Origin of the sequence: Parabacteroides sp. AM58-2XD, assembly GCF_003463685.1 — a bacterium.
GTDB lineage: Bacteria > Bacteroidota > Bacteroidia > Bacteroidales > Tannerellaceae > Parabacteroides > Parabacteroides segnis.
Map to the genome: position 1 here is coordinate 14767 of NZ_QSDP01000036.1, position 19634 is coordinate 34400.

General features: G+C 44.6%; 8 protein-coding genes and 2 pseudogenes. 7 read left to right on the forward strand and 3 right to left on the reverse strand.

Annotated features, from left to right (window positions below):
- The first annotated feature begins 297 nt into the window (after positions 1 to 297).
- The 6 genes and pseudogenes from DXA15_RS10690 to DXA15_RS10710 all read left to right on the forward strand — a co-directional run bounded on the left by DXA15_RS10690 (position 298) and on the right by DXA15_RS10710 (position 14914).
- Positions 298 to 4413, forward strand: coding sequence for a hybrid sensor histidine kinase/response regulator transcription factor (locus tag DXA15_RS10690; protein WP_128134008.1), 4116 nt, complete (start codon positions 298 to 300; stop codon positions 4411 to 4413).
- A gap of 159 nt (positions 4414 to 4572) precedes the next feature.
- A complete protein-coding gene (locus DXA15_RS27590; RefSeq protein WP_255419948.1) occupies positions 4573 to 6279 on the forward strand; it encodes a SusC/RagA family TonB-linked outer membrane protein in 1707 nt (568 codons plus the stop codon).
- Positions 6195 to 7709, forward strand: coding sequence for a SusC/RagA family TonB-linked outer membrane protein (locus DXA15_RS27595; protein WP_255419949.1), 1515 nt, complete (start codon positions 6195 to 6197; stop codon positions 7707 to 7709). The genes DXA15_RS27590 and DXA15_RS27595 overlap by 85 nt, the downstream gene beginning before the upstream one ends.
- 24 nt (positions 7710 to 7733) lie before the next feature.
- Positions 7734 to 9209 (forward strand): RagB/SusD family nutrient uptake outer membrane protein, encoded by a 1476-nt coding sequence (locus tag DXA15_RS10700; RefSeq protein ID WP_007652790.1) that lies wholly within the window; start codon positions 7734 to 7736, stop codon positions 9207 to 9209.
- A 152-nt stretch (positions 9210 to 9361) separates the two neighbouring features.
- Positions 9362 to 13350: pseudogene (locus tag DXA15_RS10705) on the forward strand (SUMF1/EgtB/PvdO family nonheme iron enzyme).
- Positions 13351 to 13357: 7 nt separating this feature from the next.
- Positions 13358 to 14914, forward strand: a complete 1557-nt coding sequence (locus DXA15_RS10710; protein ID WP_128134009.1) for a hypothetical protein — start codon at positions 13358 to 13360, stop codon at positions 14912 to 14914.
- A 150-nt stretch (positions 14915 to 15064) separates the two neighbouring features.
- On the opposite strand, the gene trmD is transcribed toward DXA15_RS10710, so the two are convergent.
- Positions 15065 to 15745: a tRNA (guanosine(37)-N1)-methyltransferase TrmD gene (gene trmD / locus DXA15_RS10715; protein ID WP_128134010.1), complete on the reverse strand. Its 681-nt coding sequence runs from the start codon at positions 15743 to 15745 to the stop codon at positions 15065 to 15067.
- A 356-nt stretch (positions 15746 to 16101) separates the two neighbouring features.
- Here trmD and nrfA point away from each other — a divergent pair.
- Positions 16102 to 17403, forward strand: a pseudogene (nrfA, locus tag DXA15_RS10720) (ammonia-forming cytochrome c nitrite reductase); the annotation flags it as partial.
- Here the strand turns inward: nrfA and DXA15_RS27955 are convergent.
- Both DXA15_RS27955 and DXA15_RS27960 read right to left on the reverse strand, forming a co-directional pair.
- Entirely contained in the window at positions 17375 to 18826 is a 1452-nt protein-coding gene (locus DXA15_RS27955) for an ATP-binding protein (protein WP_369683062.1), read from the reverse strand. The pseudogene nrfA and the gene DXA15_RS27955 overlap by 29 nt on opposite strands.
- On the reverse strand, positions 18802 to 19512 hold the full coding sequence (locus tag DXA15_RS27960; RefSeq protein WP_369683063.1) for a hypothetical protein: 711 nt from the start codon (positions 19510 to 19512) through the stop codon (positions 18802 to 18804). The genes DXA15_RS27955 and DXA15_RS27960 overlap by 25 nt, the downstream gene beginning before the upstream one ends.
- Positions 19513 to 19634 lie beyond the last annotated feature (122 nt).

Below are 19634 nucleotides of genomic sequence, written 5' to 3' on the forward strand. Positions count from 1 at the left end.
TCCCAGGAGAACGCCAAGCGTTCTATGAAAGGCCTCAGCTGATGAGCGTTAAACGAAGCATCCGTAGAGAGCGTCCGGAGGCTGTGCTGTTTGAGCGTAGCGAGTTCACAGACGACAGCGAACGTAGGATGCGGAGTAGCGAAGCAGGTGTAGCCTTGATCTTTTGCCTACTTTTCCATCAAGGGAAAAGTAGGTTCATTATTTCTAAACACAAACCGGCTGTTAATCTCCTATTGATTATTTTTGCTAATCGAAACTTTTACTATTTTTGTTCTACATAAATCAGATGCAACAAGTATGATCAGGAAATCTTTTTCGATACTATTTCTAATCCTTTCCGTATTAACACTACATGCAGAAAAGACAAACTATCTGTATTCTTTTAATTCAGATCTGAATGAAGGGATTTCCCAACTCTCTGTGATGACTATTTATCAGGATTCGAGAGGGTATTTGTGGTTTGCAACCAAGAACGGACTGAACCGTTTTAACGGAAAAGAATATAAAATCTATCATCGGGAAGACGGAAATGAGCAGAGCCTGTCGAATAACTCCGTCACCTCCATTACCGAAGATCAGGAAGGTTTTCTCTGGGTGGGAACCAGCAATGGACTGAACCGGATAGATCTGAACACAAATGAGATTAAACGCTATAACCTGGAGACAAACGGATTGGTTGCCAATAGTATTTCTACGGTATACACCGACCGTTCGGGTTGTCTGTGGGTTGGAACCTGGGAGGGGTTGAATCGCTATAATAGGGAGGGAGACCATTTTGAATATATCCCTATAGAAGATGATACTGAAAGAGCAATGATAGTGACTTTGCTGGAAGATAGCTCAGGCAGATTTTGGATCGGTACAAGAAACAAAGGATTGCTCCTATGTGACCATCAGATGAATCTGATCAGTCAGTTTACGAGTGAATCTAAAAATATGCCATTGAATAACAACAATATTACTTCCATTTATGAAGATGATAAGAAGCAGATATGGGTTGGTTGTAAGAATAGCGGACTGAATAAAATCAATCTGCGTGATAATGAGGTGACCTCATATACTAATTTAAACAGCGGATTGAGCAATAACTCGGTGCGTTGTATAATCGAATGGCAGGGGAAGCTGCTGATCGGTACTTTTGATGGCATTTTTGATTTGGATAAAGCGACCGAACGGATCGTAAAGGTGGCCGGTTACGACGATATAAATAAGTCATTAAGCCATTATTCGGTTTATTGTTTTTGTGTAGACCGGGACGAAACGCTGTGGGTCGGTACATTTGCCGGAGGGGTTAATTATCTGAATATGTTCACAAACCGTTTTATTCTTCATAAACCACAGGAAGAATTGAATATCAGGACCGGTATTTACGGAGCTATTACGTATGAATCTCCCGAAGATTTATGGATAGCGACAGAAGGATACGGATTATTGAATTATAATAAGCGGACGAATGAGTCACATTATTACCTGATCGATCCTTCCGTCCGGTTCGCATTTAATACGAATATCATTAAATCCGTTTTTTACGAAGACGGTTATGTCTGGTGCGGAACGACTAAAGGAGAAATCTACAAGTTTAATATCAAAACCAAAAAATTTTCCTTGTATCATCAGTATCCGATTGAATATTCCATCTATTCTATCATTCGCGATCATAATGATGTTTTATGGGTGGGTGGCGCATCGACCGAATTTGGACTGACCTGTTTTGTGAATGATTCCCTGGTTACTACCTTTTATAATAATGTAGATGAACCGATCTATTTTTCGAACGTACGTTGTATCCTGGAAGAAGAAGACGGTGTCTTTTTGCTGGGAAGTACGGCCGAGGGATTGCTTCGCTTCGATACGCATAAAAAACAGCTGACAAAATATTCCAATGAGGCTTCTGTTGAGAAATACAGGATTCCCAATAACTATATATCGGCGATTGTCCGGACTAAATCCGGTGAGATATGGGTATCAACCTACGGAGGTGGTATTTTTCAACTGGATGAATCGAAAGCGATCCGACGGATAATGACTGTCAGGGAAGGTTTGCTGGACAATAATATCTGTACGTTGGTGGAAAGTAGCGATCAACGGTTATGGATGAGTACGGTAAACGGCCTGATCATGTTTGATCCGGCGAAAGATGAAGTCAGGAATTATCATCGTCATAACGGAATAGATATTCGTGAATTTACATTGCATAGCGGCATCGCCTTGCCGGATGGGAGTCTTTGTTTTGCCGGAAGCAACGGTTTTGTGACATTTCATGTGGAAGCGATGGATAAAAATAATAATATTCCGCCTGTGGTATTGGAGCAATTATCAGTTAACAACCATCCGGTGAAAGTCGGTGATGAGTCTGCTATCCTGAATAAAGTATTGGACGGCATGGAAACGATCCGTTTGGCTTATAATGAAAATAACTTTTCAATCACTTACCAGGCCTTAAATTATATTTATGCGACGCAAAATCAGTATGCTTATAAACTGGAAGGATATGATACGGATTGGAACTATGTAGGAGAACGTAATTCTGCCTTTTATACCAACCTGAGTCCCGGCAAATATGTTTTTCGCGTAAAAGCCTCTAATAATGATGGCGTCTGGAATGAGGAAGGACGTTCATTGGCTATTGTTGTGCAGCCGCCTCTGTGGAGAACCTGGTATGCTTATCTGTTTTATGTTATTGCTTTAGCGGCTATTATTTACGGAATTCTTTATTATGTAAATATCAAACGTAACCTGGAAGCCGGGTTGAAAATGAAACAACTGGAGAAACAAAAACAGGAAGAATTTCATCAGGCGAAGATACGTCTGTTCACAAACTTCTCTCATGAGTTGCGTACACCTTTAATGCTGATTATCACTCCGTTTGAAGAACTGGTCAAACGGGTGGATATTCCGGCGGAGTTGCATGACAAGCTATCCATTATTTATAAGAACGCCCAAAAACTTTTGCTTCTTGTCAATCAGCTGATGGACCTGCATAAGAACCAGGCGGGTAGCATGGACCTGAAGGTAAGTGAAGGAGATATCTGCGAATATATCAAAGAAATCTATTATGCGTTCAATCAGATTGCTTTGACCAATGAAGTCAAATTCACCCTGAATTGTACTCCTAAAACGATCAATGGCTGGTTTGATAAATCCCTCTTGGAAAAAGTCGTCTTTAACCTCTTGTCGAATGCCTTCAAATATACGGCTTCCGGTGAATCTGTTCTTATGGAGGTGTCGGAAGTAACCCTGAAAGAACTGGACCCGAAACAGACTGACGGATTGTATAAAGATGAAAACATTCATTACGTAATCCTGAAAGTCAAAGATTCCGGTAAAGGGATTGAAGAAGGAGAGGCGGATAAGATATTCACTCCTTTCTATCAGATTCCTGAAACGTCCGGTATTAATTTGTCGGGGACAGGTATCGGTCTGAGTCTTGTTTATACGATTGTGCAGCTCCATCGTGGGGTAATTTATGTGGATCATACGGAAACAAAAGGTGCTTGCTTTGTCGTTATCCTTCCGGTATCCCGTTCGGCATTCTCTGAAGAACAGATAGAGAGCAGGGAAATAGATAAAATTGCGGAAATAACGAATACGGAGGATATATCGGTCTCGTTGCCGTTACCGGAAAAAGGAGATCAACCGAAATATAAAATCCTGTTGGTTGAGGATGATAAGGATGTACGTGATTATCTGAAGAAAAGCCTGGAAGCCGAATATATTGTCATTGAAGCAGCCGATGGGGTGAGGGCTTACGAAAAAGTAGTGCAGGATTTCCCTGACCTGGTACTCAGCGATATCATGATGCCGAAGCGCGACGGACTGGAACTGTGTACGATGATCAAGAATGACATCCGCGTAGGGCATATCCCGGTTATTCTGATGACTGCCCGTTCGATGGTAGTCCATATCAAGGAAGGATTCCAGGCGGGAGCGGACGATTATATTGTGAAACCGTTCAATATGGACGTGTTGCAGACACGTATCCGCAGCCTGCTGGCCTCGAGGGAGCAATTGAAAAAACTCTATGGAAAACGTTTCTCCCCGGATGTGATGGGGATCGAGGTGAAGTCGGCCGACGAACGTTTCTCCCAGAAACTGTTTGATGTGATCGAGAAAAACATATCCAATGAAAAGCTGGATGTCGAATTATTATGCACGGAAATCGGTATCAGTCGTGCAAATCTCTATCGTAAACTCAAATCCATCACCGAACTTTCACCGATGGAACTGATCCGTAACAAACGCCTCGAGATGGCGGCTAAATTGTTGAAAGAATCCGAAATGAATGTCTCTGAAATTGCGTCACATCTTGGATTTAACAGTCACTCTTACTTCTCCAATTCCTTTAAGGCTTTTTATGGATGCACTCCCACTGAATTTGTGCAGATGAAAAACAATCAGGAACAGGGCGGCTGATAAAATCGTATCACTTTTCTGTCACTTTTGTATCAATCTATTCATATAGAATAATTTAATACTAAATTGGAAGCATGTTTTCTTTTGTAAAAAAGAGAATATGTTTCTTTGTGTTATTGAATTTGTTGAAATTTTAAGTCTAATTAAATCCATGATTAAATGAAAAAAGAAATCAAAAGGGCCACTCAATCGTTTTGGCGATTATTATTATTAATGGTGGCGTTTAACTCAAGTCTAAGTTTGTTCGCGCAAACACAGACTATCTCCGGAATCGTTCTGGATGAATTCGGAGACCCGATGATCGGGGTATCTGTACTAGTGAAAGGAACAACCACAGGTATTATTACAGATGTAGAAGGGAACTTCACTGTCCCGGCTAAAACCGGCGATGTTTTATTGGTAAAGTATCTTGGTTATAAAGACCAGGAAATAAAAGTAACAAGTAATGCCCGCCTGAAAATTACTCTCCATGAAGATACCCAGAATTTGGATGAAGTAGTCGTAGTAGGTTACGGTACGCAGAAGAAGGTGAACCTGACCGGTGCCGTTTCTGCTGTGACGGGAGAAGAAATTGCCAAACGTCCGGTAGCCAATACATCTACTATGTTGCAAGGCCAGATGCCGGGTTTGCGTATCACTTCCGACAAGGGACAACCGGGTAATGAATCAGTTCAGATCCGTGTACGTGGTCAGGGTACTTATTCCGGTACCGGTTCCGATCCGTTAATCCTGATTAACGGTGTCGAGGGAGACCTCGCCTCCCTCGACCCGAACATTATTGAAAGTGTTTCTGTGTTGAAGGATGCAGCTTCGGCTTCTATTTATGGTTCACGTGCTGCAAACGGTGTGATTTTGATTACAACCAAGAATGGTTCGGAAACAAAAGACCGTATTTCTGTTCGTTATAATGGAAACTTTGCAGTCCACAATCCGACAAATCTGTTGGATGTGATTTGGGATTCTCCTACCTATATGAAATATTTCAATATGGCAAAGGATAACTCCGGTGCTCCGGCAACTGACCGTTATTCGGATGAGATGATTGCGAATTATACCAATCCGTCCGACCCGACTAAATATCCTAGCTTCAACTGGCTGGATTATATGTTTGATCCTGCTTTTGTTCAGCAGCACAACCTGAGTGTAGCCGGTACTACCGGTAAAACTTCTTACAATGCTTCTTTAAGCATGATCAATCAGCCTGGTACCATGAAAGGGCAGGAATTCAAGCGTTACAATGCAACGTTGGATCTGACTTCACAGGTAAATGATTGGATACGTTTCGGAATGTATTTTACCGGCAGCCGCAGCAATCGTCAGGAAACACGCCAGGGTGATACGGATGCTTATTTGTCAACTATTTCGCAGGCTCCGACTTATATGCCCTGGTTGCCGGATGATGGTACAGGTATTAAGCGTTACACGATGAAGGCATTTACCTTTGAAAGTAATAATAAAAACATGGTCGCTATTACTGAAACGGAAAACTTCAAGAATTATGTAAATACTGATGTAAACGCACAGGCTTGGCTGGAAGTGAGTCCGATCAAGGGTTTGAGTTGGTATACCAAAGGTGCTATGCGTTACAAACAACAACATATAAAGAATTGGGGAGCATTGCCAACACCGGTTTATTATTACCATGACGGCACACAGAACGGTACATTGAATACAAACGGAACCGGTTTGACCAGTACAATGGAAAACAGCTCTTATTATAACTTATATACTTATTTGAAATATGACTGGCTACTCCGAATAAAGAACATGACTTCTCTTTTATGGCAGGTTACAATCTGGAATATTATAAAATGGATAATCTGGAAGGTTACCGTCAGAATTATGACTTCCCCTTGCATGAACTGAATACAGGTATTTCTTCTGTACAGACTAACAAAGGTAAATCAGAAGAATGGGGCATTATGTCTGCTTTCTTCCGTGCCAACTATGCTTTCAAACAACGCTATTTGTTGGAAGTGAATGCCCGTTACGACGGTTCTTCACGTATTTCATCCGAATCTCGCTGGGGTATATTCCCTTCCTTCTCTTTGGGATGGCGTATGACTGAAGAAGAATGGATGAAGGATCTTAACTGGGAATGGCTGAATAGTTTGAAGTTGCGTGGTTCATGGGGTATCCTGGGTAACCAGAATGTCGATCTTTATTCTTATTATGCATTGGTTACAACAGGTAAGGATTATAGTTTCGACAACACAAATTTAGGTGCCGGTGTTGCACAGACAGCTCTTACCAACCGTGATTTGAAATGGGAATCTACGGCTATTGGCGACTTCGGTATCGATATCACAGCTTTCAACGGTTTCAATATTACTTTTGACTGGTATAAGAAAAGAACATACGATATTCTTCGTGAGGCACAGAGCAATTCATTACTGGGGTTGAAAGCTCCGTTTGTCAATGCTGGTGAAATGGTAAATAAAGGTATTGAAATATCACTGGCTTATAATGGGTATATCCGGGAAGGCATATTCAAAGGATTGAGTTATAATGCTGGTGTATTCTTTGATCGCACTAGAAATGAATTGACGAAATACGGCGCCGATTATGTGGATTCTTCTAAGGGATTGATTTATAAAGAAGGTCTGCCTTACGGATCGTTCTATGGTTATGAAGCAATCGGCATTTTCAGGGATGAAGCAGATGTGACCAATTCTCCCAAACAATTTAATGATAAGACATTGCCGGGTGATATTAAATATGCCGATATCAGTGGTCCGAATGGAGTACCTGACGGTATTGTCGATGAAAACGACCGTAAAGTACTTGATGGCCGCTTCCCTGATTTTGAGTATTCCGTGAACCTGGGTGCTAGCTGGAAAGGTTTCGACCTCTCTTTGATGGGACAAGGTGTACAGGGAGTAAAACATTATGCCAGTGGCTGGGGATTGCGTCCGTTTTATCAGGGAACACCGATCTCACAAGACTATATTGACAATATGTGGACGGAAGATCATAGAGATGCCAAATATCCGCGTTTGTATTTCGCAGATTTAGGTGGTGCAAAGAACCAGCGTGAAAGTACCTACTGGTTGTACAATGCTTCTTATTTCCGTTTGAAAAATCTGACATTCGGTTACACATTGCCGAAAGCACTGACAAGCAAAGCGAAGATCGAACGTCTGCGTTTTTACTTCTCTGGTGATAATTTGTTGACAATAACTAAATTCCCGCAGGGTGGTGATCCGGAGCGTAATTATAATTCCACAAAGGGTACACGTTTGGTTTATTATCCACAGAACCGTATCATTTCATTCGGTGTAAATCTTGAATTCTAATTTAATTGTAAAATAGTTATGAAAATGAATAAACTATCATATATTTCACTATTGGTTGCCGGCATGATGACTGTATCATCCTGTTCTGATATTTTAGATACGCCACCGACAACTTCTCCGTCAGAAAGTATTTTCTGGCAATCAAAATCAGATTTTGATTCCGCATTGACCGGTTGTTATCAGGGTATGCAGGCTAAAACGTTATCGTATGGGATGGTTGTTTATGACTGTCTGACAGATAATGGGTACGGTAGTTCCGGTTCCAGCTATGTGTATAAAACAGACCTGATCCAGGCGGATAATATAGATCCGTCTATGACGGGTTTCGTTCCGGAACTTTATAAGGAAGCCTACGAAGCTATCACCCGTCTGAATATCTTCTTATATCAGTTGAAGAATTATCAGGGCGGAGATATGAATAGTGTCCGTAACCAGTATGAAGGGGAGGCGCTTTTCTTACGTTCTTACTGCTATTATCTGCTTTATCTGTGTTATGGTGAGGTTCCGTATCCGACAGAACCGCTGGATCTTACAATTCAGAATATGCCGAAAGAATCTTTGGAAACAGTTTACAATAATCTGATCACTGATTTGCAGGCTGCTATCGATAAAATGGACGACAAGACATTCAAGGGTGCCGGCGGACATGCAACCAAAGGGGCTGCCCAGGGGTTAAAGGCACGTCTTCTGATGTTCCATGCCTTTGGCGAAGACGGTAAGGTCGCTAATCGTAACGAAGTGCAGGAAGCATACAATTTGTTGAATGAAATCAAAGGATACTCATTAGCCGATCGTTATGCCGACAATTTTACTTATGATGCACAGGAAGCCAGTCCGGAGATTGTTTTCTCTATCAAGTTTCTGGCTCCGAACAATTATAATAATTTCGATCATATATACGGCAATTACTCCGGAGTACGTCCGGTTGCAAACCTGACCAATGATTATGAGGAAGGTGATAACCGGTTGGGACAGATCGTTGCTTTCGATGATAAATATCAGTGGCCGGGAGGCGAAATTGTATCTTTAAACAGAAGCGATTTGAAGAAGGCTATGGTAAAATGGTTGACTCCGTTGATGAAAGATGGTGATATGTGGCAGGCTAGTACACGTAGTGAACAGGACTGGGTCTTCCTTCGTTGGGGTGAATTATTACTCTTGAAAGCTGAAGCTGCCAATGAACTGGGTATAGCCGGTGCAACGGAAATGGTGAACCAGATACGCAACCGTGCCGGACTGGAAGATCTGGCCGCCAATCTGACACAGGATCAGTTGCGTGAAAAGATCCGTCATGAACGTCGTGTGGAAACTCCCTTTGAGTTGATCCGTTACTATGATATGAAACGTTGGAAAATCATGGATAAGCTGAATGGCCTTGAACTCGATCCATTGTTGGCGGGACATGTAACAGCCTGGTCTAAGGCGCATGAATACTTCCCGTTGCCACAGGATCAGATCGACTTCTCCAACGGCGTATTGATCCAGAATCCGAACTATTAATCGTTCGATAATAATTTAAGTATGGGTGAGAAGCCCCGCTGTTAAAAGCGGGGCTTCCTTTCCGATTTTAGTGGGACACTGCCACCAGCAGCAGGGATTTATTTCATAAAACCGGTAATGCCGCAAATCGTAAAATATAAGAGATAGATATCATGAAAAAGAGTTTAATTGTTTTATCAGCCTGCCTGGCCTTTTCGCTTTCCGCTTTTCCTCAAAAGCAGAAAAAGCAGGGTAACACGCCTGCTTCCTGGTCTGAGAAAATTGCCGTTGCCAAGCAGAATGCTTACGAACAGATGAAAATGAACAGCCTTCCGGTTTCTTCAAAGGTAATTAAGGCGAAACAAGCTGCCGAAATGTTTACCGCCGATGTGACCGGACTGGATGAAATGGTACTTTATACCTGGGGTACGGTCGACGGAACTGCCGACGACCAGGCTGTATGGGCAAATGCCCGATTGATCGCGGCCGACGGTTCTTCCGTCTGGCTGAACGATCTGAAAGATACTTTTAAGGATACCGGTACAGGCCGCCCGGTCTTTAACGCCAATGCCAAAGGCGTTCCGGTCATTATGAAAGGGAAAACATACGAACGGACGATTATAGCGAATGCCAACTCACAGATCGTCGTTCCGCTGGATAAAAAATATGTCCGTTTTGAAGCGGAAATCGGATTGGAAAACCGTTCCTCCGCAGGGACCGCTATTTTTCGCTTGCAGGGGATAACGGGCAAAGAGTTATCCGAAGATATTATTGCCGGCTATCCGTCTGAATCGGCACAATTCCTTCCGTTTGCCGGAAGCGACATGAAAGCCCTGGTGACAACCTATGATGCTACCATAGAAAAACATATCGCCGAATCGGTCGTAGACCTGCTGGCGGATAAAAAATATTTTACAGCCCGTATCGCTGCTGCCGGTCAGGAGAAGGAGCTGGATAAACAAGTGGTGACATACCTGAATATTGCGCAGGATGCCATGAAGGTATACGAATTGCAGGAGTCGCTGAGCTGGCTTAATATGCGGGCCATTGAAGAGGCTTTCAATGATATGAAACGCAGTAAGTCGTTTGACCAGGCCGTAAACCAATCCAGATTGTCTACCTTAAAAGGATTGGTAGGCAAAGGTTTTGCCGGTATCTATTCAAACGATGAAAATACAATAAAAGATGCCCGGCAGGCTTTACAGTTAAAACGGGAAATACTGCTGGCCAATCCGGAACTGGATATGGATAAACTGATCGTGGGCCGTTACCATATCGGTACCTCTGCCCGCCAGGTCAATCCCCGTTCGCTGGGAACACAGAATAATAACTGGTCGAACCAGACTTCCGCCCCGCGTGGCGGATTCGATGCGGAGATCGTCGAACTATCGAATCTTCGCGGCGACATTCAGTCACGTACCATCTTCAAGCCGGATAACGGTTCGTCCGTTCCCGACCTGAAACTGCATTGGGATGCCGACCGTGTGATGTTTTCCATGATCGACACCGACAAGCGCTGGCAGGTTTTCGAAGTGGGACTAGACGGGAAAGGTTTGAAAAAACTGATTGAATCGCCCGAGAAAGACCTTGAGTTCTTTGATGCGACCTGGTTGCCTCGGGAAAGATCATTGCCGTATCCAATATCGGTTACAACGGTGTTCCTTGCGTAAACGGGAATGATGAGGTCGGTAATATGGTGCTTTATAATCCGGAAGACCGTTCCCTGCGTCGTCTGACGTTCGACCAGGATGCCAACTGGTCGCCGGTCATCATGCACAATGGCAAGGTGATGTACACCCGTTGGGAGTACACCGACCTGACACACTATTTCTCCCGCTTTGTGATGCATATGAATCCTGACGGAACCGAGCAGAAAGCACTTTACGGCAGCGGCTCTTATTTTCCGAACAGCACATTCGATGCGAAGCCGATACCCGGACAGGCATCCGGTTTTGTCGGAATCATCTCCGGACACCATGGCGTTGCCCGTTCCGGCCGTCTGATCCTGTTCGATCCCTCCAAAGGCCGCAAGTCGGAACTGGGAATGGTGCAGGAACTGCCATTCCGCGACCGCAAGATCGAACCGATCGTGAAAGACCGGCTGGTGGATGGTGTCTGGCCTCAGTTTATCAAGCCTTATCCGTTGAACGATAAATATTATCTGGTTGCCGCCAAATTGAATCCGAATGCTTTATGGGGCATTTATCTGGTAGACGTGTATGATAATCTGACGCTGATTGCCGAGTATGAAGGTGAAGGATTGATCCACCCGATACCGGTAAAGAAAACTCCGGTTCCCCCCATTATTCCCGACCGTACGAAACCGGGCACGAAGGAGGCGACTGTCTTTATCCAGGATATTTACGAAGGTGAAGGTTTGAAGGGCGTACCCCGTGGTACGGTGAAAGCATTCCGTGTGTTGTCTTACGAATATGCTTATAATAAAACTCCGTCCGACCATTGGGCACAGGGTGTTCAGAGCGGATGGGATATCAAACGCCTGTTGGGCACGGTGCCGGTCGAAGAGGATGGTTCCGCATTGTTCACTATTCCTGCCAATACGCCGATCTCGCTTCAGCCGCTGGATTCGTGCGGACGTGCCGTGCAGTGGATGCGTAGCTGGCTGACCGGAATGCCGGGAGAAACCGTCTCCTGTATCGGTTGCCACGAAGACCAGAATCAGATACCTATCCCGAAACGTGTGGTCGCTTCGACTATCAAACCGCATGCGATCGCATTGCCGGAAGGCGGACAGCGTCCGTTCACGTTCGAACTGGAAGTACAGCCGGTGCTGGACCGTGCCTGCATCGCCTGCCATGACGGTTCCAATAAACTGGCCGATTTTACCGGTGGCCGTATCGATGATTTTACCGGATTTGGCAAAAGTTATCTGAATCTTCATCCGTATATCCACCGCCAGGGACCGGAAGCGGAGATCGAAGTCTTGAATCCGTACGAATATCATGCCTCGACCAGCCAGCTGATCAAAATGTTGAAAACCGGACATCATGGTGTTGAACTGACCGATAAGGAATGGAAAACGCTTTATAACTGGATTGACTTTAATGCTCCTTATCATAGTAAATTTAAAGCAAATATCTTTAAGGGAGTGGAACAGATCAGCCGTCGTACGGAGTTGACGGAGAAATATGCCGGTTCCGGTGTAGACTGGCAGTCGGAGATCCGTGCCTATGCCGATTATCTGGACAAACAGCCGAAGCCGTCTCCCGTAAAACCGGAACGCAGGGAATATAAAGATAAAGAAGTGAATGTGAAAGGCTGGCCGTTTGATGCAACAATCGCTAAGAGCATGCTGGCAAAGGAACAGGAGACAAAGAAGAGCATCGAGCTGGCTCCGGGCATCGTGATGAACTTTGTACGCATCCCGGCCGGAAAGTTTGTGATGGGAAGTAACAAGGGACATTCCGATTACTCTCCGGCCAGCAAACAGGAGGTGAAAAAGGCATTCTGGATGGCGGAGATAGAGGTGAGTAACGAACAATTCCGTACGATTTTCCCCGATCATAACAGCCGTTTCGTGAACCAACTTTGGAAGGATCATGTGCACCAGGGGTATCCGGCCAACAATCCGGAACAACCCGCCATCCGTGTCAGTTGGGAAGAGGCGATGGCCTTCTGTGAGAAACTGAGTGAGAAAACCGGTTTGAAAGTGACTTTGCCGACCGAAATGCAGTGGGAGTGGGCCTGTCGTGCCGGTAGTGAATCCGATTTCTGGTACGGGGCGCTGAATACCGATTTTGCCACCTATGAAAATATGGGTGACAAACAACTGAACAAGCTGGCGGTAAGAGGTGTGAACCCGCAACCGATGAGCCCGGGTGATCCCTGGTACAAATACTACACATACCAGCCGAAAGACAATAATGTCGACGACGGCAATATGCTGATGGTGAAAGGTGGTGGTTATCAGGCTAACCCCTGGGGATTGTATGATATGCAGGGTAATATCGCCGAATGGACACGTTCCGACTATCTGCCTTATCCTTATAACGAGAAGGCACAAGGTAACGGAACCGAAAAAGTGGTACGCGGCGGTTCCTGGACCGATCATCCGAAAACTTCGACAGCCTATTACCGTAAATCTTATCTGCCCTGGCAGAAAGTGCATAATGTAGGTTTCCGTGTAATCATTGAAGATTAAGTATCGAATGAGCGCATTTAAACAAATCATAATCGGACTAGTGGCCGGAGCAGCTTTCGTTTGTAGCCATGCACAGACGAAGCTGCCGCCGGCCTGGCAGTCTTCGCTGGTCAGGATCAGTGAGGAAGGTATTCTGACTTATATTCCCGATAAAGACGGCAATACCATACCTGATTTCAGCCGGGTAGGCTATCATCATGGCAATAAAAGTATTCCTCGATATCCGGTTGTTAAAGTCGTTTCTCCGGTAAAAGAAGGGGATAGCGGAGCCTTGATACAAGAGGCTATTGATGAAATATCCCGCAGGCAGCCGGATGAAAACGGCTATCGGGGGACGATCCTTTTAAAACGGGGCGTTTACAGGATTGCAGGTTCTGTCGTGATAAACACCGGTGGTATAGTGTTGATGGGAGAAGGCGATAATATCAATGAAACCCGTCTGATCGCTACCGGTAAAGAGCGTCGTACTTTGATCCGGGTGGAAGGTGCCGGTTCGATGAAGGAAATACCGAATACACGGGTGAAGATAACAGACGATTTCGTGCCGGTCGGTACCCATTCATTCCGGGTTTCGTCGACAAAAGGTTTTAAGGTGGGCGACCGGGTGATCGTTTACCGTCCCGGTACCCGGGAATGGATCCATGCCATTAAGATGGATCAGATCGTGGAACGGAAAGGTACACGCCAATGGACGCCGCAGGAATATAACCTGGCTTTCGAGCGTCAGATCACGAAGATCGAAGGGAACCGTCTTTTTATCGACAACCCTGTCGTGATGCAGATGGATAAGAAGTTTGGAGGCGGCGAAGTCTATAAATATACGTTCGACGGACGTATCAGTGAGGTCGGTATATCGGATATCTGCTTTGAATCCGAGTTTGAAGATTATGAAGACCTGGAACACGGTTGGATTGCCGTTGGACTGGATAAGGCGGAAAACTGTTGGGTGCGGAACATCACGGCCCGTTATTTCGGCTACTCGGCTGTCAGTTGCGAACGTTTTGCCAAAAACGTTTCTGTTGTGGATTGTCGTTGCCTGGAAGCAAAGTCCCTTATTACCGGAGGCTATCGTTATTCCTTCAATAACTGGGGACAGCAGAATCTCTTTATGAACTGCCAGGCGACGGAAGGCCGTCATGATTATGTAACCGGTGCACAGGTATGCGGTCCGAATGTCTTTTATAATTGCACGGCTTCGCAGACGTTTGCCGATATAGGTCCGCACCACCGTTGGTCTGTCGGCACATTATATGACAATATCGTCACCGATGGCGAAATAAACGTACAGGACCGTGGCCAGATGGGAAGCGGACATGGCTGGGCAGGCGTGACGCAGGTATTGTGGAATTGCCGGGTGAACCGTGCTGCCGTACAGAACCCGTGGACTTCGGGACATAATTATTGCATAGGACTGAAAGGTAAGAAGTATCCCGGTCATTTTACCGATCGCCCGGATGGCATCTGGGAAGGACAGAATGAGATCAATCTATTTCCCCGTTCCTTATATATAGCGCAATTGATGGCGCGACAAAAGAATAGTGATTTGAGTATTTTGCTAAAATAGACAACTATCAAAATGACACTACTCTACCGGGTAAATCGGATTAATATACCGGGTAAAATAAAATACCCTACCGGGTAATATTTTTTAACATATCAATATGTTTATAAAATACCTGGTAGGGTGTTATTTTGTCAAAAAAGTTGTTTCGGTTTATTCCCCTTTCAGCAAATCCGGCCGTAGCCGTGCCGTCCGTTCCTGTGCCTGCTGCAACCGCCATTCGTCGATCTTACGCTGGTGGCCGGAGAGAAGCACATCCGGAACTTTCCAACCGTTATAATCAGCCGGGCGTGTATAGACCGGCGGAGCCAGCAGGTTATCCTGGAAAGAATCGGAGAGGGCACTCTGTTCGTCACCGATGGCTCCGGGTATCAGGCGGACAACCGCATCGGTAATAATAGCGGCAGCCAGTTCGCCGCCTGTCAGGACATAGTCGCCTACGGATATTTCCCGGGTGATCAGATGTTCACGGATACGGTAGTCGATCCCTTTATAATGGCCGCATAGAATGATCATGTTATTGAGCAGGGACATGCTGTTTGCTATCGGTTGGTTGAATGTTTCCCCGTCGGGAGAGGTGTAAATAACCTCGTCATACTCCCGTTCGCTTTTCAAAGCGGAGATAGCCCGGTCGATCGGTTCGATCTGCATCACCATCCCGGCCTCACCGCCGAAAGGATAATCATCCACACGCCGCCATTTGTTGGTCGTGTAGTCACGCAGGTTATGTAAATGGATTTCAGCCAGTCCCTTGTCCTGTGCTCTTTTTACGATGGAGCAATTAATCATTCCATTGATCATTTCCGGAAGTACGGTCAGTATGTCGATACGCATAGAGGTTCATTTATTTATGCTGCAAAAATACAGCTTTATTTTATAGTTATCAAAATTCTCTTGGTCCATAATATCTTTTTACTACATTTGTGATCTAAATCAAACAGCTCAAAAATCAAAGCTTATTAAAGCTATTTGCATATGGATTTTATATAAGCAAATTATATCTGATGAAAAAAACACTAGGTGTAGGGTATTTAAAAGTGTTGCTGCTCGCAACTGTTATAGCCATTTTAATCGTGACTACAGGATATTCTTATGTAAATAGGGGAGAAATCATATTTATCGATGAAGTGGAAAACGGAGGAACGGAAGATCTTTTTCAAACCAATGAACTGGATTTATCGAATTCCTACGAATATAAGAGTTGGAAAAATACGGCGGATACGACTTTCAAAAGTTTGTATAACGGTAATCAGGCCGAAGACATTCTGGCTATGCGGCCCGAAATGGTAATCTTGTGGGCGGGTTATGGTTTTTCAAAAAGTTATTTGTCTCCGAGAGGACATATGTATGCTATTGAAGATCTTTATCATAGTTTGCGTACCGGAGCTCCGCGAAAAGCGAATGATGGTCCTCAGCCCGCTTCCTGTTGGGCCTGTAAAAGCCTGGATGTTCCACGGCTGATAGACGAAGTGGGTTCGGATGGGTTCTATAAAAAGAAATGGTACGACTGGGGATCGGAAGTGGTCAATCCTGTCGGTTGCGGCGATTGTCATGATCCGGAGAGTATGGATTTGCGTGTTCCGCGTCAGTTCCTGATCGACGCTCTGAAACGGGAAGGCGATCCCATTGAAGATGCTTCGGACCGAAGGATGCGTTCGCTTGTTTGTGCTCAGTGCCATGCGGAGTATTATTTAAAAGGGGAGAATAAAGAGGTTGTTCTTCCCTGGGATTCCGGGTATACTGTCGAAGCTATTGAGAACTACTACGATAAAATAGGTTTTTCCGATTATGTCAATAAACTGAGTAGAACTCCCATGTTGAAAGCCCAGCATCCGGATTTTGAACTGGCTCAGATGGGGATCCATGCCCGCCGGGGCGTTTCCTGCGGTGAGTGCCATATGCCGTATGTCGAGGAAGAGCTCCGGTCATATAATAATCATCATATCCAAAGCCCGTTGGCGATGATCGAAAAAACATGCCAGACCTGTCATCATGAAAGTGCGGAAGTGCTTCGTCAGGACGTATATACCCGGCAGAACAAAGCCATGGAACTGCGTAATAAATTGGAAAAAGAGTTGGTAAAAGCACATATCGAAGCTAAGTTTGCCTGGGATAGAGGTGCGTCGGATAACCAGATGGAGCCCGTGCTCAAACTGCTTCGCCAGGCCCAGTGGCGTTGGGATTTTGCTATCGCTTCCCATGGCGCTGCCTTCCATGCTCCCCAGGAAGTACAACGTATTTTAGGCGATGGCCTGTATAAAACGATGCAAGCACGCCTGGTCATAAAAGACGTACTGAATAAACACGGTTATAATCAAGAAGTGCCCATGCCCGATATCTCAACCAAGGAGAAGGCGCAGAAATATATAGGTCTGGATATGAAATCAGAACTGGCTGCCAAAGATGAATTTCTGAAAACCGTTATACCGGAATGGACTAAAGAGGCAAAAGCCAATAAGCGTTTTATTGAGGAGTATAGGGTAGCGAGATAGTAAACTTGCTGCCTTTCCCTTCTTCCGAATCCAACAGGATGGTTCCTTTAAACGTTTTTATAATGCTCAGGCTGATTGCCAGTCCGAGACCGGTTCCTTTGGCAAACTCATCCAGTTTCTGGAAACGTTCGAATACCTGCTTTATCTTATCTTTGGGAATACCTTTTCCCGTATCTTCGACCGACAGAAGGATATGTTCGGTGTCGTATTCGTATTTGACTTTGATATATCCGTGAGTGGTAAATTTTGTCGCATTGTTAATGAAATTAGTAACTACCTGGGTCAGTCTGAAACGGTCTGTGTTGATAATGGCCGGAATCTCCGGAACTTCTTTGAGCAATTCTACTCCCTGAGGCATCAGTACGCGATGTGTATTGAAGATATCTTCCACCAATTGATTCAGATCGCAGTCTGCATAGGTAAAGGATATTTGTCCGGACTCGATGCGCGACAGGTCCAGAATGTCGCTGATCAGTTTGAGAAGCAAGTCGTTATTCGTGTTTATCAGGCCGATAAACTCATTTTTTTCATCCTGCTCCAGTTCCATATCCGAACTCAGCAGTTGGGAGAAGCCGACGATGGCGTTGAGCGGTGTACGTATCTCATGGCTCATATTGGCCAGGAAGGCCGATTTCATCTTATCGGATTCTTCCGCCTTTTTCAGGGCCTTGGTCAGATTGATTTCTGTTTCCTTGATTTGTTGAATATTAAGGCAGAGGCCGTTTACTTCGACGGAATAATCATTGCCGGCAGTCTTTATGTTGGTGTTCTGGGCATACCGAAATTCCCACCACTGATGACCTTGTCCGTTAAAATCATATCTTCTTCTGGTTATCTGACGGGAGGGGAAACCATGATCCAGCTTATACCTGTTTAATTGGAAATCAGCCTGTTCGTCCTGGTGGATAGCCTTGCTGAAACGTTCCGCACTGATGGGCTCTTCTGGCATATTCAGATAATGATAAAACTCTTTGTCGAAATAGAAAGTTCCGTTTTTATACCGGAATGTGAAAATGTTACCGCTCTCCAAAGCGAAAGATAGAAATTCCTTCTCATGTTTCAGATTTTCCTGTACCTCTTTTTTATGGGCAGCCTCTCTCTTATACAACATTCGCTGGTAAATGATAATAATTATCAGTATAATTCCCAGCAAAACTGCTATACATATAATATAGAACTGGTAACGGATATAAAAGGGGATATTTACGATCTCGCTGTCTATCGGCAGTTTGTTGAGACTGATTCCCCATTGGTCGAGTATTTTATAATCGAATATGTACTTTTTGCCTGCCTCCGTAATTTGTGGAAAGTTGCTTACTGGAGCCCCGTTCAGTATATCGGCAATACGGTTGGCGGCCAGGGTTGTTTGTTCTTGCTGTGTCGTGACATATCCTCCGATTACACCATAATTATAACCGACCATTTCGTTGAGGACCGAAAACCGGGGAAAGAACTGAAACGTCCCAAAGAGAGAGTCAGATAATCTCTTTTGATTGCCAGATAGGCCTTGTTATAATAGTTCTCGCCTAACCCTTTGATCAACGAACGGGTCGATTTTCCGTTGATCGTGCTTATGTACATGGCGTCCGGTATTATTTTTTTGTTTTTGGAGATGGAGGTACCGCGTTTTCCGGATAAGCGTATTTTGTCCGGGGAGAAGATATTGTTTGTTTTGCAGATATCTTTGATCTGTTCATCCATGTCTGCCAGGATGATTTTGTCTGCATAGATATCGTCGGTAACCCGCACAACAATACATTTTCCTATGAGTTGTTCTATCAGTTCTATATTGGTTCTGTAATCCGGTTTGTCACGGAAGCCTGTTATGTTGGACTGTTTTTGAATGAATGGCACGTTCGGGTAGTTCGCTCCGGTAAAGACGATCGGAGTCGTTTTAACGGAAGGATGGTCGCAGGTCAGTAAGGCATTCAGGGCCGGATCGTCACAGGTCAGGATGATATCCGGATTCCAGGATGATAACCTGTTCAGTTCCTCATATATAGTCAGTTTTTGTTTTTTCTCCGTTTTCTTGGTTCCGTCCAGATAAAGGGTATGGATCTCTGCATGTATGTCTCTTTTCCGTAATTGTTCGGCAAAGATATTTTTCATGTTCTTATATGCAGGGAGGCCGGCTTCGTAAGACTGGATGATTAATATGTGTTTATGAGGCGTTGTCTGGTTGCATGATCTATTTAGAATAAAAAATAGGACAAGTATGAGTATATATTGCA